Source organism: Cryobacterium shii (genome assembly GCF_004402595.1).
GTDB lineage: Bacteria > Actinomycetota > Actinomycetes > Actinomycetales > Microbacteriaceae > Cryobacterium > Cryobacterium shii.
Genome location: NZ_SOFY01000077.1, coordinates 90,792 through 112,310, shown reverse-complemented (window position 1 = coordinate 112,310; position 21,519 = coordinate 90,792). Strand labels below are relative to the sequence as shown.

The 21,519-nt window shown below is 68.1% G+C and carries 22 protein-coding genes; 7 read left to right on the top strand and 15 right to left on the bottom strand.

Annotated elements, in window-relative coordinates:
• The first annotated feature begins 29 nt into the window (after nucleotides 1-29).
• Nucleotides 30-1,181, top strand: coding sequence for a glycosyltransferase (locus E3O49_RS14520; protein WP_134367709.1), 1,152 nt, complete (start codon nucleotides 30-32; stop codon nucleotides 1,179-1,181).
• Nucleotides 1,182-1,228: 47 nt separating this feature from the next.
• Nucleotides 1,229-1,927, top strand: coding sequence for an AI-2E family transporter (locus tag E3O49_RS14515; RefSeq protein ID WP_134367708.1), 699 nt, complete (start codon nucleotides 1,229-1,231; stop codon nucleotides 1,925-1,927).
• 138 nt (nucleotides 1,928-2,065) lie between these two features.
• Here the strand turns inward: E3O49_RS14515 and E3O49_RS14510 are convergent, their stop codons facing one another.
• Together E3O49_RS14510 and E3O49_RS14505 are read right to left on the bottom strand one after the other, a co-directional pair.
• The gene (locus E3O49_RS14510; RefSeq protein WP_134367706.1) at nucleotides 2,066-2,416 is read right to left on the bottom strand and encodes an SHOCT domain-containing protein; all 351 of its coding nucleotides are present in this window, start codon (nucleotides 2,414-2,416) and stop codon (nucleotides 2,066-2,068) included.
• A gap of 64 nt (nucleotides 2,417-2,480) precedes the next feature.
• Entirely contained in the window at nucleotides 2,481-2,921 is a 441-nt protein-coding gene (locus tag E3O49_RS14505; protein ID WP_134367704.1) for a DUF6325 family protein, read from the bottom strand.
• Between the two features lie 105 nt (nucleotides 2,922-3,026).
• On the opposite strand from E3O49_RS14505, the gene E3O49_RS14500 reads away from it, so the two are divergent.
• Both E3O49_RS14500 and E3O49_RS14495 read left to right on the top strand, forming a co-directional pair.
• Entirely contained in the window at nucleotides 3,027-4,640 is a 1,614-nt protein-coding gene (locus E3O49_RS14500) for a molybdopterin-dependent oxidoreductase (protein ID WP_134367702.1), read from the top strand.
• Between the two features lie 109 nt (nucleotides 4,641-4,749).
• Complete coding sequence (locus E3O49_RS14495; protein WP_134367700.1) at nucleotides 4,750-5,136, top strand: TraR/DksA family transcriptional regulator; 387 nt, start codon at nucleotides 4,750-4,752, stop codon at nucleotides 5,134-5,136.
• A gap of 39 nt (nucleotides 5,137-5,175) precedes the next feature.
• Here E3O49_RS14495 and E3O49_RS14490 read toward each other — a convergent pair whose 3' ends face one another.
• The 7 genes from E3O49_RS14490 to E3O49_RS14460 all read right to left on the bottom strand — a co-directional run bounded on the left by E3O49_RS14490 (nucleotide 5,176) and on the right by E3O49_RS14460 (nucleotide 12,801).
• Nucleotides 5,176-5,511 (bottom strand): DUF202 domain-containing protein, encoded by a 336-nt coding sequence (locus E3O49_RS14490; RefSeq protein ID WP_160141121.1) that lies wholly within the window; start codon nucleotides 5,509-5,511, stop codon nucleotides 5,176-5,178.
• Entirely contained in the window at nucleotides 5,508-5,861 is a 354-nt protein-coding gene (locus tag E3O49_RS14485; RefSeq protein WP_134367696.1) for a YidH family protein, read from the bottom strand. The genes E3O49_RS14490 and E3O49_RS14485 overlap by 4 nt, the downstream gene beginning before the upstream one ends.
• 309 nt (nucleotides 5,862-6,170) lie before the next feature.
• Nucleotides 6,171-8,147 carry an ABC transporter ATP-binding protein gene (locus E3O49_RS14480; protein WP_134367694.1) on the bottom strand — a complete coding sequence of 659 codons (1,977 nt, stop codon included), beginning with the start codon at nucleotides 8,145-8,147 and terminating at the stop codon, nucleotides 6,171-6,173.
• On the bottom strand, nucleotides 8,144-9,877 hold the full coding sequence (locus tag E3O49_RS14475; protein ID WP_134367692.1) for an ABC transporter ATP-binding protein: 1,734 nt from the start codon (nucleotides 9,875-9,877) through the stop codon (nucleotides 8,144-8,146). The genes E3O49_RS14480 and E3O49_RS14475 overlap by 4 nt, the downstream gene beginning before the upstream one ends.
• Before the next feature lie 8 nt (nucleotides 9,878-9,885).
• Nucleotides 9,886-10,476 carry a TetR/AcrR family transcriptional regulator gene (locus tag E3O49_RS14470; protein WP_134367690.1) on the bottom strand — a complete coding sequence of 197 codons (591 nt, stop codon included), beginning with the start codon at nucleotides 10,474-10,476 and terminating at the stop codon, nucleotides 9,886-9,888.
• Nucleotides 10,477-10,485: 9 nt separating this feature from the next.
• Nucleotides 10,486-11,649, bottom strand: coding sequence for an acyltransferase family protein (locus tag E3O49_RS14465; RefSeq protein ID WP_241980990.1), 1,164 nt, complete (start codon nucleotides 11,647-11,649; stop codon nucleotides 10,486-10,488).
• Nucleotides 11,650-11,838: 189 nt separating this feature from the next.
• Nucleotides 11,839-12,801 carry an aldo/keto reductase gene (locus E3O49_RS14460; RefSeq protein WP_134451809.1) on the bottom strand — a complete coding sequence of 321 codons (963 nt, stop codon included), beginning with the start codon at nucleotides 12,799-12,801 and terminating at the stop codon, nucleotides 11,839-11,841.
• A gap of 58 nt (nucleotides 12,802-12,859) precedes the next feature.
• Between E3O49_RS14460 and E3O49_RS14455 the strand changes: the two genes are divergently transcribed.
• The 3 genes from E3O49_RS14455 (at nucleotide 12,860) to E3O49_RS14445 (ending at nucleotide 15,235) form a co-directional block, all read left to right on the top strand.
• Nucleotides 12,860-14,026: a N(5)-(carboxyethyl)ornithine synthase gene (locus tag E3O49_RS14455; RefSeq protein WP_134367685.1), complete on the top strand. Its 1,167-nt coding sequence runs from the start codon at nucleotides 12,860-12,862 to the stop codon at nucleotides 14,024-14,026.
• 124 nt (nucleotides 14,027-14,150) lie between these two features.
• Nucleotides 14,151-14,651 (top strand): methylated-DNA--[protein]-cysteine S-methyltransferase, encoded by a 501-nt coding sequence (locus E3O49_RS14450; protein WP_134367683.1) that lies wholly within the window; start codon nucleotides 14,151-14,153, stop codon nucleotides 14,649-14,651.
• On the top strand, nucleotides 14,648-15,235 hold the full coding sequence (locus tag E3O49_RS14445) for a DNA-3-methyladenine glycosylase I (RefSeq protein ID WP_134367681.1): 588 nt from the start codon (nucleotides 14,648-14,650) through the stop codon (nucleotides 15,233-15,235). The genes E3O49_RS14450 and E3O49_RS14445 overlap by 4 nt, the downstream gene beginning before the upstream one ends.
• A 52-nt stretch (nucleotides 15,236-15,287) precedes the next feature.
• Here E3O49_RS14445 and E3O49_RS14440 read toward each other — a convergent pair whose 3' ends face one another.
• The 6 genes from E3O49_RS14440 to atpA all read right to left on the bottom strand — a co-directional run bounded on the left by E3O49_RS14440 (nucleotide 15,288) and on the right by atpA (nucleotide 21,509).
• Complete coding sequence (locus E3O49_RS14440) at nucleotides 15,288-16,259, bottom strand: malate dehydrogenase (RefSeq protein WP_241980991.1); 972 nt, start codon at nucleotides 16,257-16,259, stop codon at nucleotides 15,288-15,290.
• Between the two features lie 57 nt (nucleotides 16,260-16,316).
• Nucleotides 16,317-17,087, bottom strand: coding sequence for a YaaA family protein (locus E3O49_RS14435; RefSeq protein ID WP_134367677.1), 771 nt, complete (start codon nucleotides 17,085-17,087; stop codon nucleotides 16,317-16,319).
• Between the two features lie 5 nt (nucleotides 17,088-17,092).
• On the bottom strand, nucleotides 17,093-17,359 hold the full coding sequence (locus E3O49_RS14430) for a F0F1 ATP synthase subunit epsilon (RefSeq protein WP_134367675.1): 267 nt from the start codon (nucleotides 17,357-17,359) through the stop codon (nucleotides 17,093-17,095).
• Between the two features lie 2 nt (nucleotides 17,360-17,361).
• The gene (gene atpD / locus E3O49_RS14425) at nucleotides 17,362-18,825 is read right to left on the bottom strand and encodes a F0F1 ATP synthase subunit beta (protein WP_134367673.1); all 1,464 of its coding nucleotides are present in this window, start codon (nucleotides 18,823-18,825) and stop codon (nucleotides 17,362-17,364) included.
• Between the two features lie 19 nt (nucleotides 18,826-18,844).
• A complete protein-coding gene (locus E3O49_RS14420) occupies nucleotides 18,845-19,747 on the bottom strand; it encodes a F0F1 ATP synthase subunit gamma (RefSeq protein ID WP_134367671.1) in 903 nt (300 codons plus the stop codon).
• Between the two features lie 124 nt (nucleotides 19,748-19,871).
• Entirely contained in the window at nucleotides 19,872-21,509 is a 1,638-nt protein-coding gene (atpA, locus tag E3O49_RS14415) for a F0F1 ATP synthase subunit alpha (protein ID WP_134367763.1), read from the bottom strand.
• Between the last annotated feature and the right edge of the window lie 10 nt (nucleotides 21,510-21,519).

Sequence of the window (21,519 nt, the reverse complement as noted above, 5' to 3'; positions counted from 1 at the left end):
CCGACCACCCCGATGGGAAGAGGAATACCGTGGATGTCTCCGTCATCGTCCCGACCTTCAACGAGGCGCCGAACGTGCCGGAACTCGTCCGGCGGATCGAAACCGCCTTGGAGGGACGCACGGCCGAAATCGTCTTCGTCGATGATTCGACCGACGACACTCCGGCCGCGATCCTGCGCGCGGCCGCCCGGGCGCAGATCCCGGTGCGACTCATCCACCGGGACCACCCGGCCGGAGGACTCTCCGGGGCTGTTCTGGGCGGCCTGGCCGCGACCGTCGGCGAGTGGTGCGTCGTGATGGACGGCGACCTGCAGCATCCGCCGGAACTCATCCCGGTTCTGCTGGCGTCGGGCGTCGACCAGGTCGCCGACGTCGTGGTCGCCTCGCGCCATATCAGCGGCGGATCGTCCGCGGGCCTGAGCGGGTTTGTCCGCCGGCTGGTGTCTTCGGCGGCGACCGTTCTCACCCGGGCCATGTTCCCGACCCGGCTCCGCAACTGCACCGACCCGATGACCGGGTTCTTCGCCGTCAGGCGGTCGTCGGTGGATCTCGGTTCGCTCCGGCCGCGCGGGTTCAAGATCCTGCTCGAGATCCTGGCGCGCAATGCGGTCACGGTCGTCGAGGTGCCGTTCGTGTTCGGGGAACGTCACGCGGGTGAGTCGAAGGCCGACTTCCGCCAGGGCTTGCGGTTCGTGACTCAGTTGGCGACGCTCCGATTCGGCCGGCTGTCCGGATTCGCGCTGATCGGCGCGCTCGGAGCGGTGGGCAACCTCGCGATCATGGCCCTGCTGCAGGCGTTCGGCGTCTGGTACCTGCTGGCGGCGATCATCGCCGCCGTGGTCACGATGGTGACGAACTTCCTGCTGCAGGAACGGTTCGTCTTCCACGACCTCCGGGAAGAGGGGCGACACGTCTGGACTCGACTGGCGCAGTCATTCGGTTTCAACGGGGCGGAGACGACGCTCCGCACGTACCTGCTCTGGGTGGTCGTCAGCGTGACGTCCATCCCCAGTGTCGCGGCCCAGGCGGCGCTGCTCACCGCCGGTTTCGTGCTTCGGTTCGTGTACCACTCCCGCGTGGTCTACCGGCCGAAGCGCACGTCGTCCGCGGGCTACGGCGTCGAGGCCGCGCCGGGCTTCCTCGCGGACCGGTCCGCGGGGAACGACGCCAGGGCGCGGTAGAGACCCCGTCTGTCCTCGAGCTATCCGGGCAGGGCCCCTGGGTCTACATTCGGGGCAAGCATCGGCCCGTCGGAGGGGACTCATATGCGCTGGCACCGAAAGAGAATTCCCGTACCGGGCGGCTCGAACCGACCCGCTCCAGTCTGGTCGACGCGCTCCGTGCCTACGCGTCGAATGTGCGCCGCTACATGGTCACGACCACGGCGCTCGGGCTCGTGCAGGGCACCCTCAACGCACTCGCGCTGGTGGTCCTCGCCGTTCCGGGCGCCTTCCTCTGGGGGTTGCTGTCGTTTGTGTGCAGCTACATCCCGAATGTCGGCTACCTGATCGCGATCGTCCCGCCCGTGGTCTTCGGATTCCTCGAAGGCGGCTGGTCCACGGCGATCTCCGTGATCGTCGTCTACACCCTCGTGAACGCGGTCGTGCAGGGCGCCATCCAGACCCGACTGGTCAGCAACGCCGTCGCCCTCAGCCAGACCATAACCTTCGTTTCCGTGATGTTCTGGTCGGTGATCATGGGGCCGATCGGTGCGCTGCTGGCCATCCCCCTCACGTTTCTCGTGCGAACGATCCTCGTCGATTCCGATCCCCGGTCACGGTGGTGGCGCCCTCTGCTCGGCGACCTGGCGGCGACGCGGGCCCTGATGACGCGGGAGGCGGCCGAGCGGAAAGCCGGGCGCCGGGCCAGGAAGCGCCCTCCGATACCGGTTCCGCCAACCGCACCGCCAACGATCCAGACCGGCTAGGCAGCCCCGCCCCCGTTGGCCCGACCAGGCTCCCCTGACCAGGCTGTCCGCCACAGTGCCCGTTCCGGTCGAGAGTGCCCGCTGTAGCGGGCACTCTCGACCGGAACGGGCACATTCGGGGGCGGAACGGGGGGCGGGTCACATCCCGAGGAGCTTGGCCTTTGCCGCCGCGAACTCTTCGTCGCTGATGACGCCGGCCGTCTTGAGTGTGGCCAATTTCTCGATCTGCGCGCTGAGGTCGTCGCCTCCCGCCGCGGCTGCCGGTTCCGGAGCCTGCTGGGCTTGCTCGGCTTGCCGCGCCTGCTGCGCTTCGTACTGCTGAGCCTCGTACTGCTGCTGCTCGGCGGCGGCCTGCTCGTCGGCCGAGGCCTGGGCCCGTGACTGCTGCCTGCGGTTCACGCCGCCGGCGACGGCCGTCGCGGTTCCGGCCACCACCGCTGTGCGGGCCATCGTGCCGATCAGGCCGGGACGGCCGATTCGTCTGGGCATGCTGATTCCTTTCGCTGTGGCCCGCGGAGCCGGTTGAGCTGCAGGGCCGATGGAGGTGTGGCGATCAGTCCGTGTCGGCGTCGGCTTCGGCGAGCGCCTCGAGCACTTCGTCGACGACGGCTCCCGGAATCCGGACCGTGTCCACGAGCACCCCGCCGGACGAGACGATGGCGTCGCGCAGCGGCTTGAACCAGGTGTGCTCGAAGACGAGGATCGCGGCCGAACTGTCATTTTCCAGGTCTGCCGCAAGTTCTTCGACGTCCTCGTCGGAGACGAGGCCGTTGATCATCTCGATCACGTCGGTCAGCGCCATCGCGTCCTCGTTCACGCCGAGTTCCTCGAACTCCGAGTACGAGATTGTGCCGTCCTCGTCTTTTCGCACGAACACGCCGTCGATGATGCTGATCGTGTCCGTGTCGACGAGGTCGGCCAGTGCCGGGAGGATCTCACCGGTGAACCTGTTTCCGGGGAACGCGATGACCAGTATTTCGATGGGACCAAGCATGGGTGACTCCTCCGATTGAGCATCAGGACACTGGGACGATAAACCCGTTCGGGGGGTGCATCAAGTGCGGGACCGACTCCCAGCCCGCGTATCTAAGCTGGGCTGATGGTCAGCCGCGACGCCTCCCCGTCCCCCGTGCCGCCCCCGTCGACGTTGTCGTCCCCGACGCCCGAAACGCCGCCCGGGGCATCCTCGCGAACGTCGCGACTGTGGCGGCCCGCCCTCGCGGGCGTGGCCGCCGCGCTGGCCGGCCTCGGGGCGGCCGAGCTGGCCGCCGGACTCTTCGCCCCGGCCGGCAACCCGATCCTGGCCGTCGGAGCGGTGGTCGTCGACCTTGCGCCCGGGTGGCTGAAGGAACTCGTCATCTCCCTGTTCGGCACGGGCGACAAGGTCGTGCTGATCGTCAGCGTGGCGCTCGGCGCCGTCCTCCTCGCCGCCGCGGCCGGGGTTCTCGAATTCCTCCGGCCGCCTGCGGGACGGGTCATCGTCGCGGCGTCGGGTACCCTCGCCGTCGCCGCGGTGCTCACCCGGGCGAACGCGGCGCCCTTCGACGCGATGCCCGCCGTCGTGGCCATGGTCGTCGCCGCGGTGGTGCTCACCCTGCTCATCGTCACGCTCCGCCGCATGCCGGCCGGTGCGCCGGCATCCGCTCCCGACCGTCGGCGCTTCCTCGCCTATGCGGGCGCCGGTGCGGGCCTCGGACTGCTCGCCGCGATCGGGGGCCAGATGATCTCGGCCGGGGTCAGGGCCACGGATGCCGCCCGCGCCCGTTTCACCCTCCCCACGCCGGCCGTGGCCGCGGCACCCGTGCCGGCCGGGGCAGCCCTGGACATTCCCGGCCTCGCCCCGCTGATCACCCCGAACGCGGATTTCTACCGCATCGACACGGCCCTCCAGGTTCCCCGGATCGATCCCGGCGCCTGGACCCTGAAGATCACGGGCATGGTCGAGAACGAGGTCGAGCTGAGCTTCGCCGAGCTGCTCGCCCTCCCCCTCGAGGAGAGCACGACGACCCTCACCTGCGTGTCGAACGACGTCGGCGGAGACCTGATCGGCAACGCGACCTGGCTGGGCTACCCGATCCGCGAGCTTCTCGCGCGGGCCAAGCCGCGCGCGGACGCCGACATGGTCCTCTCCCGCAGCGAAGACGGCTGGACGGCCAGCACTCCGCTGGGGGTGCTCATCGACGACCGCAACGCGATCCTTGCGGTCGGGATGAACGGCGAGCCGCTCCCCCTCGAGCACGGCTACCCGGTGCGGATGGTCGTGCCCGGGCTGTACGGCTACGTCTCGGCCACGAAATGGGTCGTCGAGCTGCACGTCACCCGGTTCGACCAGGAGACCGCCTACTGGACCAGCCGCGGCTGGACCGAACGCGGCCCGGTCAAGCTGTCCTCCCGGATCGACGTGCCCCGGCAGAACGTGCAGATGCCCGCGGGGCCCGTCACGGTAGCCGGCGTGGCCTGGTCCCAGCATGTGGGCATCCGTGCCGTCGATGTGCGGGTCGACGACGGCGGGTGGAACGCGGCGACCCTCGCCGACGCGATCTCCGCCGACACCTGGCGGCAGTGGACCTGGGTGTGGCCGGCCGCCTCCGGACGGCACACGCTCACCGTGCGGGCGACGGATGCCGCAGGGCAGGTGCAGACCTCTACGGTGCGCGATGTGCTGCCCGACGGGGCGACCGGGCTGCACTCGATCCCGGTGACGGTCGGGTAGTCACCCGGGCCCCGGGGCACCGCGACAGAAGCGCTGCCCGGGCGTATCCTCAACACCGAAAACCATGGTGCCGGCGTTGGGCCGTGCCCGGCCTGAGAGGACGTCCATCATGCGCACCCAGACGAAGCTGTCTGCAGCCGACCTGCGACATTTCGAGAAGCTCCTCCGTGCTCAGCGCCACGACCTCGACATCGCCCTCGGTCGCATCGTCACCACGCTCGACGGGGTGATCGAGGCCCGGGGCACGGCCGACGACGAACACGACCCCGAGGGCCCCACCCTGACGATGGAATGGTCCCGCATCTCCGGCGTGCACAGCGACCTGGAGGTCAAATCAGCCGAAATCGACCGGGCGCTCGTGCGGATTGCGAACGGCAGCTACGGGTTCTGCACCCGCCGGGGCGAACCTATCGGGCGCGCCCGGCTGGACGCCAGACCCGCCGCGGAACTCTGCATCGACTGCGCCCGCGAGCTGGAGGCCCAGCTCAAGGCCTGAGTCGTTTCGGGGCTGGGTTGGATCAAGACTGAAGCGGTGTCACGGGCCGGCTGCGAGATAGAGCACGGCGAGGAGTCCCAGCATGACCGTCGAGCCGGCCAGGGCGGGCAACGGCCACGCACCGCTGGGCGGCAGGGACGCGGACCGCGTGAGCGCGGCGTGGGCGCGGCGATAGCGCACACTCACGCCGAGGTAGGCCGCGATCGCCAGGGCCAGCCCGACCAGGCCGGTGGCCACGGCGACGGCTCCCCGGTCCGGTGCGGTCAGGCGCACTCCGACGGCGACGAAGGCGGTGAGCGAAAGCACCGTGCGCTGCCAGGCGAGCAGGGTTCGCTCGGGCTGCAGCCCCGGGTCGAAGGGCCGCTCCGAGGTCACAGGAACATTCCGGCCGCGATCAGCAGGCCGGCCACCACCACTCCGGCCGCAAGGATGCCGGACAGTGCCGGCGCTGGCAGCGGCCGGTTCTGGCGCATCGACCGTTCGATGCGCATCCAGCTGATCCACGCGTGCGCCGGGGCGATGAGCCCGAGGGCGACGAAGAGGCCCGACGCCGAGAGACGGAAGTCGGCGCGGATGGGCAGCGGCAGCGCCTCCAGCGCCACCCCGGCGGCGATCAGGGCGAGCGCGGTGCGGATCCAGGCGAGGAAGGTGCGCTCGTTCGCCAGGCTGAACCGGGGGTCAGGCTCCTGACCGTGCCGGTAGACCGAGCTGGGAAACCGTGTCACGACGTGTCCTCTCGAAAATGCACCGCGGTGCGGACTGACCCCGTCTCGGCGCGCACCGGTGCCCGTTCCGTTCCGTTCCGTTCCGGACCGCGACACCACAGTACCCGCCGGACGGTCCGGCTGGTCCGCCGCCGCCGCCGGCCACCCGTCGCCGGCCGCCCGTCTGTGGCCCAGGCGGTGTCCGCGGTAGCCCCGCGCCCCTGTCGAATTCGACGGAGATTTTGCCCGAAACGGCCTCAAACCCGCCGGAACGGCCGATTTGCAGCAAAATCTCCGTCGAATTGGTTCGGGGCCGACCGGAGACGGGGGCTAGGCCTCGTCGGTCACCGCCGCGGCGAACTGCGCGTTGTAGAGGGCGTGGTAGGCGCCGCCGGCGGCGAGGAGCTCATCGTGCGTGCCCAGTTCGACGATCCGGCCGGCCTCCATCACCAGGATCAGGTCGGCGTCCCGAATCGTGGAGAGGCGGTGCGCGATCACGAAGCTGGTGCGGTCGGCGCGCAGGGCGCTCATCGCCTTCTGCACGAGCACCTCGGTGCGGGTGTCGACGGAGCTGGTCGCCTCGTCGAGGATCAGCACGCTCGGCTTCGCGAGGAAGGCGCGGGCGATGGTGAGCAGCTGCTTCTCGCCGGCGCTGACGTTGCCGCCCTCGTCGTCGAGGACCGTGTCGTAACCGTCCGGCAGCGTGTGCACGAACCGGTCCACGTAGGTGGCGCGCGCCGCCGCGAGGATCTCCTCCTCCGAGGCATCCGGTCGGCCGTAGGCGATGTTGTCGCGGATGGTGCCGCCGAAAAGCCAGGTGTCCTGCAGCACCATGCCCATCCGGCCTCGCAGGTCGTCCCGGGTCATCCCGCTGACGTCCACACCGTCGAGCGTGATCCGGCCGGCGTCGAGCTCGTAGAAGCGCATCATCAGGTTGACCAGAGTGGTCTTTCCGGCCCCGGTCGGACCCACGATGGCGACGGTCTGGCCGGGCTCGGCCACCAGGCTGAGGTTCTCGATCAGCGGTTTGTCGGGGGTGTATCGGAAGGAGACGTCCTCGAAGGTCAACCGTCCGTGCACGACCTCGGGGCTCGTCGCCGGCTCCGGGTCCGGGCTCTGCTCCTCCGCGTCGAGGAGGGCGAACACCCGCTCGGCGGAGGCGACCCCGGACTGCAGGAGGTTCGCCATCGATCCGAGCTGGGCGAGCGGCTGGGTGAACTGCCGGGAGTACTGGATGAACGCCTGCACGTCGCCGAGCTGCATCGCGCCGGACGCCACCTGGAGGCCGCCGGCGACGGCGATGGCCACGTAGACCAGGTTGCCGATGAACGTCATCGCGGGCATGATCAGGCCGCTGACGAACTGGGCGCCGAAGCTGGCCTGGTACAGTTCGTCGTTCTTGGCCCGGAAACGTTCTTCGACCTCCTTCTGACGACCGAACACCTTGACCAGGGCGTGCCCGGTGAAGGTCTCCTCGATCTGACCGTTCAGTTCGCCGGTGTGCGTCCACTGGTCGACGAAGAGTTTCTGCGAGCGCTTCGCGATCAGCACGGTGGTGACCAGCGTCAACGGCACGGTGACCAGGGCGATCACGGCCAGCAGGGGCGAGAGCAGGAACATCATCACGATCACGCCGACGACCGTGAGCAGTGAGGTGACCGCCTGGCTCAGCGACTGCTGCAGGCTCTGCGAGACGTTGTCCACGTCATTGGTGACCCGGCTGAGCAGTTCGCCGCGCTGCACGGTGTCGTAGTACCGCAGCGGCAGCCGGTTGATCTTCGCCTCGATCTCGCTGCGCAGGCGGAACACCGTGCGCTGCACGACCCCGTTCAGCACGTACGCCTGTACGTAGCTGAAGACGGAGGACAGCACGTACAGCACCATCGCCCAGAGCAGCACGGTGGACAGCATCGCGAAGTCGATCCCCAGGCCCGGAGTCAGGGTCATCCCGCTGAGCAGGTCGGCTTTGCCCGTTTCACCGGATGCGCGCAGCTGGTTGATCACGTCAGCCTGGCTCACACCGGCGGGCAGGCCCTTGGAGACGACGCCGGCGAAGATGAGGTTCGTGCCCTCGCCGAGCAGCCTCGGGCCGATCACCGAGAAGGTGACACTTGCGATCGCGAGGAACAGCACCAGCATGAGCCACAGCCGTTCGGGGCGCAACTTGCCCAGCAGCCGCCTGGCCGACGGGCCGAAGTTCATCGCCTTCTCGGCTGGAACGTTCATCCCGCCGAACGGGCCGCCGCCGTGTCCCGGGCCGCGCATGGGCGGACGGGGCGGGGTCTTCGCCGCGGTTGATTCGCTCATGCTGCTTCCTCCGCGGTGAGCTGCGATGACACGATTTCCTGGTAGGTCTGGTTCGATTCGAGCAGTTGCTCGTGGGTTCCGCGGCCGACGATGCGGCCGCCCTCCAGCACGAGGATCTGGTCCGCGTCGATGATCGTCGACACCCGCTGGGCGACGATCACCATCGTGGCGCCGTCGGCGCCCGTGCGCAGCGCCGCCCGCAGGCGCGCATCCGTCGCCAGGTCGAGCGAGGAGAACGAGTCGTCGAAGATGTACAGTTCCGGCCGTTTGACCAGGGCCCGCGCGATTGCGAGGCGCTGCCGCTGGCCGCCGGACACGTTCGTTCCGCCCTGTGAGATCGGGGCGTCGAGGCCGTCCTCCATCTCCTGCACGAAGTCTTTCGCCTGCGCGATCGTCAGCGCCCGCCAGAGTTCCTCCTCCGTCGCATCCGGTTTGCCGTAGAGCAGGTTGCTGCGCACGGTGCCGGAGAACAGGTACGGTTTCTGCGGCACGAGGCCGATGTGCCCCCACAGCAGGTCCGGTTTGAGTTCGCGCACGTCCACGCCGTCCACGAGTACCTTGCCGCTGGTGGCGTCGAAGAGCCGGGGCAGCAGATTCACCAGGGTGGTCTTGCCCGAGCCCGTGCTGCCGATGATGGCCGTCGTCTCCCCGGAGTGCACGAGGAAACTCACGTTGCGCAGCACCGGCTGCTCGGCGCCCGGGTAGGCGAAACCGACGTCCAGCAGCTCGAGTTCGCCCTGCCCGACGGTCTCATTGACCGGGTGCGCTGGCGGTCGCACGCTCGACGGGGTGTCGAGCACCTCGCCGATCCGGTCCGCGGAGACGGTCGCTCGGGGGATCATCACGGCCATGAACGTGGCCATCATCACGGCCATCAGGATCTGCATCAGGTAGCTGAGGAATGCGATCAGGGTGCCCACCTGCATGGATCCGTCCTGGATCCGGAACGCGCCGAACCAGATCACTGCGACACTCGAGACGTTGAGCACGAGCATGACGACGGGGAACATCAGGGCCATCAGTCGGCCGGCGCGGAGGGCAGTGTCCGTGACGTCTTCGTTGGCCCGGCCGAAGCGTGCCGACTCGACGTCCTCGCGAACGAAGGCCCGGATCACCCGGATGCCCGTGAGCTGCTCCCGCAGCACCCGGTTGACGGTGTCGATCCTGGTCTGCATCAGCCGGAACAGCGGAACCATCCGCACGATGATCAGCCCGACCCCGATCAGGAGCACGGGCACGCTGACGGCGATCAGCCAGGACAGCTGGACGTCCTGCCGGATGGCCATGATCACGCCGCCGATCGAGAGGATCGGCGCGGACACCATCAGGGTGGAGGTCATCAGGACGAGCATCTGAACCTGTTGCACGTCATTGGTCGACCGGGTTATCAGCGAGGGCGCTCCGAACCGGGTGACCTCCTGCTCGGAGAATTCACCGACCCGGGTGAAGACGGCACCGCGCAGGTCACGCCCCAGCGCCATGGCCGCCTTGGCCCCGAAGTAGACCGCCGTGATTGCCGCGAGGATCTGCAGGAGCGTGATCGCCAGCATCAGGCCGCCGGTCTGCAGGATGTACCCGGTGTCGCCCTTGGCCACGCCCTCGTCGATGATGTCGGCATTGAGGGTGGGCAGATAGAGCGACGCGATCGACTGAACGAGCTGGAAGAACACGACGGCCGCCAGCAGCCGCCAGTAGGGCCGCAGGTACTTCACAAGCAATTTCCACAACATCGGTTCTCCTAGGGGGTGGCGATCGGCCGGGCGGGTGCACCGGCAATGCCGTAGAGGATGAGGGCGGTCAGCTCGTCGTCGTCGAAGGCGGCACCGGACCGGATCTGGGGCACGGATGCCGCGAGCGCGACCATCCGGATGATCTGCGCCGCCCGGATCGGCGGCACGCTCAGGCGCGCGAAGTCCGGGGCGAGCAGGTGGGCGAGCATCTCGGTGAACTCGTGCGCGGCCTCATGGGTGTGGGGCCTGCCCATCGATCCGGCCATGTTCAGGATCGTGAAGACCCGGGCGAAGCGCGCACGGAGGAGCCCCACGATGGCGCCCACCCGTTCCTCGAGCGGGAGGGCGAGGTCCACCGCGGCCAGCTGCACCCGGAGCGGCTCCGGATCGAGTTGCCGGGCCACGACGGCCCGGATCAGTTCGTCCTTGCTGTCGAAAGCCCGGAAGATGGTGCCCTCGGCGATGCCGGCGCACTCGGCGATCTGCCGGGTCGTGACGCCCTGGCCGTGTTCGATCAGCAGCGGGGTGACGGCGTCGATGATCATCGACTGCCGGTCCTCGACCGACAGCGACCTGGCTCGGGCCGGCTTCCGCGTCATCCGTTCAGACTAACTGAGTGAGCGCTCACTCACAAGGAGGGATGTGGCGCCCGCCGGGCTTCCGGTGTCCTTCTCGTGGAACACGGCTGCCCGCCAGCGATGCGCCACGGTCATCACCGGGCGCTCGATCAGGCGGTAGCTCAGGTAGCCCACCGTGAGCACGGCCGCGAGGGTGACGACCCACCAGCCGGCGACCATGATCGGGTTGGCGGCGAACGAGCCGGCGATGGTCAGCCAGACGCGACCCGTCACAGCGAGGACGAGCACGTGGCAGAGGTAGACGGAGTAAAACATGTCGCCGAGAACCGTGAGCCGGGACAGGGCGCCGATTCCGCGACGGTGCTCGAGGGCCGTTGCCGCCAGGAGCAGCAGGGCGAACCCGACGCCGAGGGTGAGTGGGCGGTCGAGGCCGGGACCCGCGTAGAGGTCCGCAGGAGTGGTGGCGCCGAAGGAGAGCAGCACGACGATGCCGGTGACGGCCAGCACGGCGGCGACGACCCGGTTGACGTGCCGGAACAGCAGCGCGGCGACCCCGCCGAGGATGAACTCGATGGCCATGGCGTTGGTCGGGAGTTCGAGGTACGGGTTCGCCGAGATGGGGCCGGCCCAGTTCACGATCACCAGCAGGGCGAACCAGACCGCGAGGGCGGGCACCAGCATCCGCTCCGGCAGGAACAGGACCACCGCGAACACGACGTAGAACCACACCTCGATCGTCAGCGTCCAAGCCACGAGGAGCAGCGGCAGGATCTCGGTCGGCAGCAGCAGGAAGGACGAGAGAATGTCGATCTGACCGCCCTGGGACGAGTTGATGAACGCGGGGGCCAGGAACAGCACGGGCAGCACGGGCAGCAGCGCCAGGCTGTAGACCCAGTAGGTGGGGTAGATGCGGAAGAACCGGTTCCACACGAATTTGCCTACCTGGCGGGGCGTTCCGTGCTTGCCGCGGGTGGTCAGGACCATGACGAAACCGCTGATCACGAAGAAGAGGTCGACGCCGGACAGCCCTCGGCCGAGGAATTCCGGCAGGATGTTCGTGCCCGAGAAGTACTTCACCTCGGTCGACTGCGGATGGTAGGCCACCACGGCGAGCGCCGCGAACCCTCGGGCCAGTTGCACGGTGTTGAGCTGGGCGGCGGGGCGCTTCACGCGCGGCCGCCGGGTGGTCTGCATCGTCACGGGTGGAGCCTCACTGTCGGCACGAGGGTGAGCGTGCGCTCGAACACTCAAGCGACGATAGCCACCTGCCGGAGGATGATTCGCCCCGGGCGACCGGCTACTCCCGCCGAGCATCCCGTAAGCCTAACCCGTGCGGAAGCCGGCCCCCCTGGGCCCATCCGCGGCGGCCGGCCCCGCGTGAACTCACGCGAACAGGTCGGAGATCCAGGCGACGTCCTCGGGCGTCGGCTGCCACTCGTTCGCTTCGAGGGTGTTCTGCACGACCTGCTCCGGCCGCGTGGCGCCGGCGATGACGCTGGTGAGCCCCGGCTGGGCCAGGAGCCAGGCGAACGTGGCCGCGAGCATGGTCACGCCGTGTTCGTCGCAGAACGCCTCGTACTTCTCGATCACGTCCCAGGGGGCCGTCTCGGCCAGATGGGGTCTGAACATCATGATCCGACTGTCGGCCGGGCCCCCGGCACGCGAGAACTTGCCCGTGAACAGGCCGTTGTAGAGCGGGAAGAACGGCAGGAACCCCAGGCCGTAGGCGTTGACGGCCGGCAGCACCTCCTCCTCCGCGTCGCGCACGAGCAGGCTGTACTCGTTCTGCGCGGAGATGAACCGCGGATGCCCGTGCAGCCGAGCCGTGAACTCGGCCTCCGCGATCTGCCAGCCGGCCAGGTTGGAGTGGCCGATGTAGCGCACCTTGCCCTCCCGGATCAGGTCGTCCAGCGTCTGCAGCGTCTCCTCGATCGGCGTGTTCGGGTCGGGCGTGTGCAGCTGGTACAGGTCGATCCAGTCGGTCTGCAGCCGCCGGAGCGAGGCCTCGACGGCCAGGCGGATGTACCGGCGCGAGCCGCGCGCATCCCAGTCCGGCCCGTTCCGGCCGTTCATGTCCATGCCGAACTTGGACGCCAGCACGATCCGGTCCCGCTTGCCCTGCAGAGCGTGGCCCATCAGGGTTTCGCTGAGGCCCCGTTCCGCGCCGTAGATGTCCGCCGTGTCGAACACGGTGATCCCGGCGTCGACCGCCGTATCGATGACGGCGGAGGTGCCCGCCTGGCTTTGGGTGGCCGTGCCCGCACGACCGAAATTGTTGCAGCCGAGGCCGATCGTGGAGACCATCAGTCCCGAATCGCCCAGCCTGCGGTAGTCGATCTGCGCCATGCCCCCACATTAGGCTCACAGCGCTGTGCTAAACAGGTCGTGACCCGAAAGGCATCAGATGAACCGGCTCTCCATTGGCGTCATGTCCCGTTCCGGCAAGGTGGACGAACGTCGCCTTCCGCTGCATCCGCTTCACCTCGACCAGATTGATGCCGACGTGCGCGGCCGCATCTATCTGGAGCAGGGCTACGGGGAACAGTTCGGCATGCCCGACGAACGGCTCGCGCCGCTGGTGGGCGGCCTGCTCCCCCGCGAGCAGCTGATCGCGGAGTGTGACGTCATCCTGCTGGCCAAGCCGCTGCTCGCGGATATCGGCCAGCTGCGGGAGGGGCAGATCCTCTGGGGCTGGCCGCACTGCGTGCAGGACCCGGCCCTCACCCAGCTCGCCATCGACAAGAAACTCACCCTGATCGCCTTCGAGGCGATGAACGAGTGGACCGCGGACGGCGACTTCAAACGGCACATCCTGCAGAAGAACAACGAGCTCGCCGGTTACGCCTCGGTGGTGCACGCCCTGTCGCTCGTTGGCTCGACCGGCGTGTACGGCCGCCCGCTGCGCGCGGCCGTGATCGGATCCGGGTCCACCGCCCGCGGAGCCGTGACGGCCCTGGGGGCCCACGGAGTCACCGACGTCAGCCTGGTCACCCCGCGCGCCATCGCGCCGGGGTCGGTGTTCGACGCCGCCCGGATCGTGCCGCTCGTGCGCGAGGATGGCGCCGGCGACTCCGGTGGTGTCGCCGCCGGTTCGGTCGACTCCGTTCTGGTCGAGGGCAAACGGATGCCGCTGCCCGACTTCCTGGCCGGCCACGACGTGATCGTGAACTGCGTGCTGCAGGACCCCAACCAGCCGCTCACCTTCCTGCGGGATGCGGACCTCGCGCTGCTCGCCCCGGGAACCCTCGTCGTCGACGTGTCGTGCGATGCCGGCATGGGGTTCGCCTGGGCCCGGCCGACCACGTTCGCCAACCCGGTCTTCACCGTCGGCGACAACGTCACGTACTACGCGGTCGACCACAGTCCCTCCTATCTGTGGGACTCCGCCACCTGGGAGATCAGTGCGGCACTCCTCCCCTACCTCGAGGACGTGCTGAGGGGCGAGAACGCCTGGGGTGCCGACGAGACCCTGCGCCGGGCGATCGAGATCAGGAACGGGGTCATCCAGAATCCCAGCATCCTGGCCTTCCAGAACCGCTCCGCCGACTACCCGCACCTACCGCTGGCCTGAGCCGGGGGCCTGGTCCGGTCGGGTGGCCATGGCCGAAGCCTCCTCCCCAGTGGGCGACGGTGCCAGTTCCCCTCAGGTCCGAAAGCCGCCAGAGTCCCGCTGCGGCGCCGACTACAGTCGAGTCATGATCAGCATCGAAACGTCTTTGATCCGGCTGCCCAGCCCCATTGGGCGGCTGGAACTGACCAGCGACGGTGAGAGCATCCTGTCGCTCTCGATCGAGCGCGACGGGCATCTGCCCCTGGAGGCGTCGGCAGAGGCCCCCTCCCCCCTGCTCGCCCAGGCCGCCCGGGAGCTGACGGAGTACTTCGCCGGAACCCGCACCAGCTTCGACGTGCCCGTCCGGCCGCGGCAGGGCACTGCGTTCCAGAAGGATGTCTGGGCGCGCCTGGCCGCACTGGGCTTCGGCGACGTCACCTCGTACGGAGAAGTGGCGAGGTCGCTGGAAAAGCCGGGCTCAGGTCGGGCCGTCGGCGGCGCCATCGGTGCGAATCCCGTGCCCATCCTGGTCGGTTGTCACCGGGTGTTGGCCGCTGACGGGCGCATCACCGGGTACAGCGGAGGCAGCGGCATCCCCACCAAGGTCTGGCTGCTCGATCACGAAGGCATCGAGCACCGGTCGTGACCGACGCGACCGGTTCGCTCCGGGTGGGCGCGGACGGGCTCGCCCGCTGCGGCTGGGTGGGCGACGACGCCGAATACCGGCGATACCACGATGAAGAGTGGGGACGTCCGCTTCGGGACGACCGGGCGCTGTTCGAGAAGCTGTGCCTCGAGGGCTTCCAGGCGGGCTTGTCGTGGATCACGATCCTGCGGCGACGCCCCGCCTTCCGGGCCGCGTTTCACGGCTTCGAGGTGGACCGGGTCGCCGTCATGGACGAATCAGACGTCGCCCGTCTCGTGGCCGATCCCAGCATCATCCGCCACCGCGGGAAGATCGAGGCGACCATCGGCAACGCCCGGGTCACCCGGGACCTCGGTCACAGCCTGGCCGCGCTGATCTGGAGCTTCGCACCGCCAGGCCGCAGCTCCCGGCTGGTAACGCTCAGCGAGATCCCGGCCATCACCCCGGAATCGACGGCGCTCAGCCGCGAGCTGCGCGCCCGCGGTTACCGGTTCGTCGGCCCCACCACGATGTACGCGCTGATGCAGTCCGCGGGCCTCGTCGACGATCACGTGCAGGGCTGCCACCGCGCCTCCGCCGACTAGAGGACCGGCTGGAGGCGCCGACCAGAGGATCGGCTGGAGGTCCGACCGGAGGTCAGGGCAGCAGGCCGAGAGACAGAACCGCGGCGCGCTCTTCAAGCAGCTCGGCGACCGAGTTGTCGATCCGGGCGCGCGAGAAGGCGTCGATCGAGAGGTTCGGCACGATCTCGTATCGCCCGTCCACGCCGCGCACCGGGAATGAACAGACCAGACCCTCCGGCACGCCGTAGGAGCCGTCCGACACGACGCCCGCGGAGGTCCATCGGTCGCCGGTCCCGTTGACCCAGTCGTAGACGTGGTCGATGGCCGCACTGGCCGCGGACGCCGCGGACGACGCGCCGCGTGCCTGGATGATCTCGTAACCGCGGTTGGCGACCCGGGGAATGAACTCCCCGGTCAGCCACGCCTCGTCCACGAGGCCGGACACCGGGCGCCCGCCCGCGGTCGCGTGGGAGACATCCGGGTACTGGCTGGCGGAGTGGTTCCCCCACACGGTGAGTCCGTCGATCTCGGGAACGGGCACGCCCAGCCGGGCGGCCAACTGGCCGAGCCCGCGGTTGTGGTCCAGCCGGGTCATGGCCGTGAAGCGTTCCGCCGGAATGTCCGGAGCGAAAGCGCTGGCAACGAGGGCATTGGTGTTCACGGGGTTGCCCACGACCAGGACGCGCACATCGGATGCCGCGCCCTCGTTGAGCGCGAGCCCCTGCGGCCCGAAGATGCGACCGTTGCTCTCGAGCAGAGCCACCCGCTCCATGCCGACGGCCCGGGGCCGGGAACCGACCAGCAGCGCGATGCTGACCCCGTCGAAGGCGCGGACAGGGTCTTCCGTGACGGTGACCGACCGCAGCAGCGGGAACGCGCAGTCCTGCAGCTCGAGGGCTGTGCCCTCCGCGGCGGCGCGTCCCCCGGGGATCTCGAGCAGGGTGAGGTTGATCGGTGTGGTCGGGCCGAGCAGGGCGCCTGACGCAATCCGAAAGACCAGGGTGTAGCCGATTTGGCCGCCGGCGCCGGTGACGGTGACGTTCATAGGTGGTGTGGGCACGGTCACAGCCTAGGGCCGGAATGCCCGTCGGTGGGGCCGCTTTCAGACCGTGGCGGCGGCAATCGACTGGTCGACGACCAGGTCGAGTTCCCCGACCGATCCGGGGCGCAGAACAAAGCCCGCCCCGGCCGCCCACCCGAGCAACGCGTCGAGCGTCGTGAAGGACTCGCCGTGCTGCACGAGGGCCCGGGTGAAGCGGCCCTTCGCCTGCTTGTTGAAGTGGTTCAGGGCGCGCGTGCGGCCGTCCGCAGTCTCGGCGAGGACGCGGAGATAGACGGAGCCGGGACGCACCGGCGCGGGCCCGAGCGCGACATAGCCCGCGGAGCGGAAGTCGAGCAGGAGCCCCTCAGACTCGGCCAGCACACGCGCGATTGACTCCGCCCAGTGCTTCTTCAGGGCGATCTCGGGCAGCTTCGAGCTGCACGAGAGGCGGTAGGCCGGAATGAGGTCCAGCGCGCCGACCGGCCCGAACAGTGCGGAGTGCACCAGCACGTGGTGCCGGGCCCAGTCGCGGTCGGCCGGCGACAGGGTGCCGGCGTCGAGGGCGTCGTAAAGCACCCCGGTGTAGCGGTCCAGCACCGGCATGGTCGGTGACGATGACAGCGCCAGATTCCGTCCGACCTCGGCGGACTGGGTGCGGCCCAGCTTCAAGGCCGCCATCATCTCATCCGGATGCCGGGCGAGCGAGCGGAGCGAACGCACAAGTACCCGCCGCTTGGATGCAAGCGACGGGTACTGGAGGGACTGCAGGTCAAGCGGTACTTCGATGCCACCGAGACGTTTTGTCTCGGACGGCGGCAGCAGGATCAGCAAGCGAACTAAACGAGCTCTGCCTTGCGTGCGACGATCGTGACCACGTTGTTGGCGACCGACAGGAAGCCGTCCGCCGCCTCGGCGACGACTTTCTCACCGCCGCTCAGGGTCACCCGAACCTCGCCACTGGCAAGGATCGCCAGCATGGGCTCGTGCCCGGGAAGGATACCGATCTGGCCCTCCACGGTGCGGGCGACCACCATGCTGGCCTCGCCGGACCAGACCTCGTGGTCGGCCGCGACGACACTGACCGTGAGCGGGGTCCCGGCCATGACTAGTCGTTCTCTTTCTGGATCTTCGCCCACTTCTCTTCGACGTCGGCGATGCCACCGACGTTGAAGAAGGCCTGTTCGGCCACGTGGTCGAAGTCGCCGTTGGCGATGGCGGTGAAGGACTCGATGGTGTCCTTGAGCGGCACCGTGGAGCCCTCGACACCCGTGAACTTCTTGGCCATGTAGGTGTTCTGCGACAGGAACTGCTGGATGCGGCGCGCGCGGGAGACGGTGACCTTGTCTTCCTCGGAGAGTTCGTCAACACCCAGGATCGCGATGATCTCCTGGAGTTCCTTGTTCTTCTGCAGGATCGCCTTGACGCGCACGGCCGTGGTGTAGTGGTCGGCGCCCAGGTAGCGGGGGTCGAGGATGCGGCTGGTCGAGGTGAGCGGGTCGACGGCCGGGTAGAGCCCCTTCGACGCGATTTCGCGCGACAGCTCGGTGGTGGCGTCGAGGTGGGCGAAGGTCGTCGCCGGCGCCGGGTCGGTGTAGTCGTCGGCAGGAACGTAGATGGCCTGCAGCGACGTGATCGAGTGGCCACGGGTCGACGTGATGCGCTCCTGGAGGATGCCCATCTCGTCTGCCAGGGTCGGCTGGTAACCTACGGCGCTCGGCATGCGGCCCAGAAGGGTCGACACCTCGGAACCGGCCTGGGTGAAGCGGAAGATGTTGTCAATGAAGAGCAACACGTCCTGCTTGGCCACGTCACGGAAGTACTCCGCCATGGTCAGGGCCGACAGGGCGACGCGCAGACGCGTTCCCGGCGGCTCGTCCATCTGGCCGAATACGAGGGCGGTCTTGTCGAAGACGCCAGCCTCTTCCATCTCGTGGATCAGGTCGTTGCCCTCACGGGTGCGCTCCCCGACACCGGCGAACACGGACACTCCACCGTGGTCCTGCGCGACGCGCTGGATCATTTCCTGGATCAGGACGGTCTTGCCGACGCCGGCTCCACCGAAGAGTCCGATCTTGCCACCGAGAACGTACGGCGTGAGAAGGTCGATGACCTTGATGCCGGTCTCGAACAGCTGGGTCTTGGACTCCAGCTGGTCGAAGGGCGGCGGCTTGCGGTGGATGGGCCAGCGCTCGGTGATTTCGATCTTTTCGCCGGGCTCCGCATTGAGCACCTCGCCAATGGCGTTGAAGACGCGGCCCTTGGTGACGTCGCCGACCGGGACAGTGATGGGGGAACCGGTGTCCCGGACCTCCTGGCCACGGACCAGACCATCGGTCGGGTTGAGCGCGATCGCGCGGATGAGGTCGTCGCCGAGGTGCTGGGCGACCTCGAGCGTGATGACGGTGGTCACATCATCGATGACGATGGTCGTCTTCAGTGCGTTGTACATGCCCGGGATCGAGTCGTGCGGGAACTCGATGTCGACGACCGGGCCCGTGACGCGGGCGATCCGGCCAACGGCGACGGAATCCACCGGTGCGTGGACTGGCGCGGATATGGTGTCAGTCATTGCTCTCTCTTCTCTGGTTTTAGTTCTTGGCGGATGAGAGCGCGTCGGCTCCACCCACGATCTCGGAAATCTGCGAGGTGATCTCGGTCTGCCGGGCGTTGTTGGACAGCCGGGTGAAGTCCTTGATCAACTTGTCCGCGTTGTCGGAGGCCGACTGCATGGCCTTCTGACGCGCGGCGTGCTCGGCTGCAGCGGACTGCAGCATGGAGTTGAAGATGCGGCTCTCGATGTAGACGGGCAGGAGCGAGTCCAGCACCGTTTCAACGTCCGGCTCGAACTCGTAGAGCGGGAGAACCTGGTTTTCACCGGGTTCCTCGACGCCCTCGACGACCTCGAGCGGAAGGAGCCGAACAACCTGGGGAACCTGGGTGACCATGCTCACGAAACGGTTGAACACCACGTGGATCTCGTCCACGCCGCCGTCGTCCGCTTCCCGGAGGAAGGCCTCGAGGAGCGCGTCGCTGATCTCGCGCGCCGTCTCGTAGTCGGGCTGGTCGGTCGAACCTGTCCAGACCTGTTCCGACGGGCGACGACGGAAGCTGAAGTACGCGACCGCCTTGCGTCCGACGAGGAAGTAGACGATGTCCTTGCCCTGGCCACGGAGCAGTTCGCTCAGCGACTCGGCTTCACGCAGCACCTGGGAGCTGAACGCCCCGGCGAGGCCACGGTCGGACGCGAAGATGACGACCGCTGCGCGTTCGATCTTCTCCGGCTCGGTCGTGAGCACGTGAGCGACATTCGAGTACGTCGCGACGGCGGAGACCGCCTGCGTGATCGCGCGGGCGAACGGTGTCGACGCCGCGACGCGGGCCTTGGCCTTCTGAATGCGCGAGGCAGAGATCAACTCCATGGCCCGAGTGATCTTCTTAGTCGTCTGGGCAGACTTGATCTTCTGCCGGTAGACCCGAAGTTGCGCTCCCATGTGTCTCCTGTGCTTCCTTGTCAGTGGGTGGGGTGGTGCGGTGGCCGTGCGAGCCTGGCCGCGCTCCCCCTGGTCCGAACGAGTTTTGTTCGTTCAGACCCGGTGGGGAACGCGACCGGGGCGCTTAGCGTCGGTGCTTGACGATCTTTTCCTGATTCACGTCTTCGACGGCGATGGCCGTGAATTCTTCCTTGCCGACCGAGGCGAGTGGCTTGCCCTCGCCGGTCTGGAAGCCCTGCTTGAACTTGTCGACCTCGAGTTCGAGCGTCGCGACGGTGGCGTCATCGAGGATGTTCGTCTCGCGCAGCGTCTTGAGGACCTCGGTGGTGCGACCCAGGTGGTCGAGCAGCCCGCGCTCGAAACGCAGAACGTCCTCGACCGGAACCTCGTCGAACTTGCCGTTCGTGCCGGCCCAGATCGAGACGACCTGATCTTCGACCGGGTACGGCGAGTACTGGGGCTGCTTGAGCAGTTCGGTCAGACGGGCGCCACGGGCCAGCTGGCGACGGCTGGTCGCGTCGAGGTCGGACGCGAACATCGCGAAGGCCTCGAGCGAGCGGTACTGGGCCAGTTCGAGCTTGAGAGTTCCGGAGACCTTCTTGATCGACTTGACCTGAGCGTCACCGCCGACTCGCGAGACCGAGATGCCCACGTCGACTGCGGGACGCTGGTTGGCGTTGAACAGGTCGGACTGCAGGAAGATCTGGCCGTCGGTGATCGAGATCACGTTGGTCGGGATGTACGCGGAGACGTCGTTGGCCTTGGTCTCGATGATCGGAAGACCGGTCATCGATCCGGCGCCGAGTTCGTCGGAGAGCTTCGCGCAACGCTCGAGCAGACGGGAGTGCAGGTAGAACACGTCGCCCGGGTATGCCTCGCGCCCCGGCGGGCGACGCAGCAGCAGCGAGACCGCACGGTAGGCCTCGGCCTGCTTGGACAGGTCGTCGAAGATGATGAGGACGTGCTTGCCGGCGTACATCCAGTGCTGGCCGATGGCCGAACCGGTGTACGGGGCGAGGTACTTGAAGCCGGCGGGGTCGGAGGCCGGGGACGCGACGATGGTCGTGTACTCCATCACGCCGGCGTCCTCGAGCGCGCCCTTGACGGCGGCGATCGTGGAACCCTTCTGGCCGATGGCGACGTAGATGCAACGAACTTGCTTGTTGACGTCGCCCGAAGCCCAGTTGGCCTTCTGGTTGATGATCGTGTCGATCGCGATGGCCGTTTTGCCGGTCTGGCGGTCACCGATGATCAGCTGACGCTGTCCGCGCCCGATCGGGATCATGGCGTCGATCGCCTTGATGCCGGTCTGCATCGGCTCGTGAACCGACTTGCGGTGCATGACGCCGGGAGCCTGGAGTTCGAGGGCACGACGGCCCTCGGTCTTGATCTCGCCGAGGCCGTCGATGGGAGCACCGAGCGGATCGACGACACGGCCGAGGTAGCCGTCGCCGACGGGTACGGAGAGAACCTCACCAGTGCGGTGCACCTCCATGCCCTCGACGATGCCGGTGAACTCGCCGAGCACGACGACGCCAATCTCGTCTTCGTCGAGGTTCTGGGCCAGGCCCAGGGTGCCGTCAGCGAATTTGATGAGCTCGTTCGCCATCACGCTGGGAAGGCCTTCGACGTGTGCGATCCCGTCGCCGGCCGTGGTGACGTAGCCAACCTCGGTCGTTGCGGTCTTGTTCGGCTCGTAGGACTTGACGAAGTCCTGGAGAGCGTCGCGGATCTCATCGGGGCTGATCGTTAGTTCTGCCATCATCTTCCCT

What these genes read in the sequence shown, in the direction of transcription:
- E3O49_RS14455 (WP_134367685.1), top strand. Translation starts at nt 12,860, where the DNA reads ATGAACCGGCTCTCCATTGGCGTCATGTCCCGTTCCGGCAAGGTGGAC.
- E3O49_RS14465 (WP_241980990.1), bottom strand. Translation starts at nt 11,649, where the DNA reads ATGCAGACCACCCGGCGGCCGCGCGTGAAGCGCCCCGCCGCCCAGCTC.
- E3O49_RS14510 (WP_134367706.1), bottom strand. Translation starts at nt 2,416, where the DNA reads ATGCCCAGACGAATCGGCCGTCCCGGCCTGATCGGCACGATGGCCCGC.
- atpA (WP_134367763.1), bottom strand. Translation starts at nt 21,509, where the DNA reads ATGGCAGAACTAACGATCAGCCCCGATGAGATCCGCGACGCTCTCCAG.
- E3O49_RS14470 (WP_134367690.1), bottom strand. Translation starts at nt 10,476, where the DNA reads ATGACGCGGAAGCCGGCCCGAGCCAGGTCGCTGTCGGTCGAGGACCGG.
- atpD (WP_134367673.1), bottom strand. Translation starts at nt 18,825, where the DNA reads ATGACTGACACCATATCCGCGCCAGTCCACGCACCGGTGGATTCCGTC.
- E3O49_RS14450 (WP_134367683.1), top strand. Translation starts at nt 14,151, where the DNA reads ATGATCAGCATCGAAACGTCTTTGATCCGGCTGCCCAGCCCCATTGGG.
- E3O49_RS14430 (WP_134367675.1), bottom strand. Translation starts at nt 17,359, where the DNA reads ATGGCCGGGACCCCGCTCACGGTCAGTGTCGTCGCGGCCGACCACGAG.
- E3O49_RS14475 (WP_134367692.1), bottom strand. Translation starts at nt 9,877, where the DNA reads ATGTTGTGGAAATTGCTTGTGAAGTACCTGCGGCCCTACTGGCGGCTG.
- E3O49_RS14460 (WP_134451809.1), bottom strand. Translation starts at nt 12,801, where the DNA reads ATGGCGCAGATCGACTACCGCAGGCTGGGCGATTCGGGACTGATGGTC.
- E3O49_RS14480 (WP_134367694.1), bottom strand. Translation starts at nt 8,147, where the DNA reads ATGAGCGAATCAACCGCGGCGAAGACCCCGCCCCGTCCGCCCATGCGC.
- E3O49_RS14505 (WP_134367704.1), bottom strand. Translation starts at nt 2,921, where the DNA reads ATGCTTGGTCCCATCGAAATACTGGTCATCGCGTTCCCCGGAAACAGG.
- E3O49_RS14495 (WP_134367700.1), top strand. Translation starts at nt 4,750, where the DNA reads ATGCGCACCCAGACGAAGCTGTCTGCAGCCGACCTGCGACATTTCGAG.
- E3O49_RS14500 (WP_134367702.1), top strand. Translation starts at nt 3,027, where the DNA reads ATGGTCAGCCGCGACGCCTCCCCGTCCCCCGTGCCGCCCCCGTCGACG.
- E3O49_RS14420 (WP_134367671.1), bottom strand. Translation starts at nt 19,747, where the DNA reads ATGGGAGCGCAACTTCGGGTCTACCGGCAGAAGATCAAGTCTGCCCAG.
- E3O49_RS14440 (WP_241980991.1), bottom strand. Translation starts at nt 16,259, where the DNA reads ATGAACGTCACCGTCACCGGCGCCGGCGGCCAAATCGGCTACACCCTG.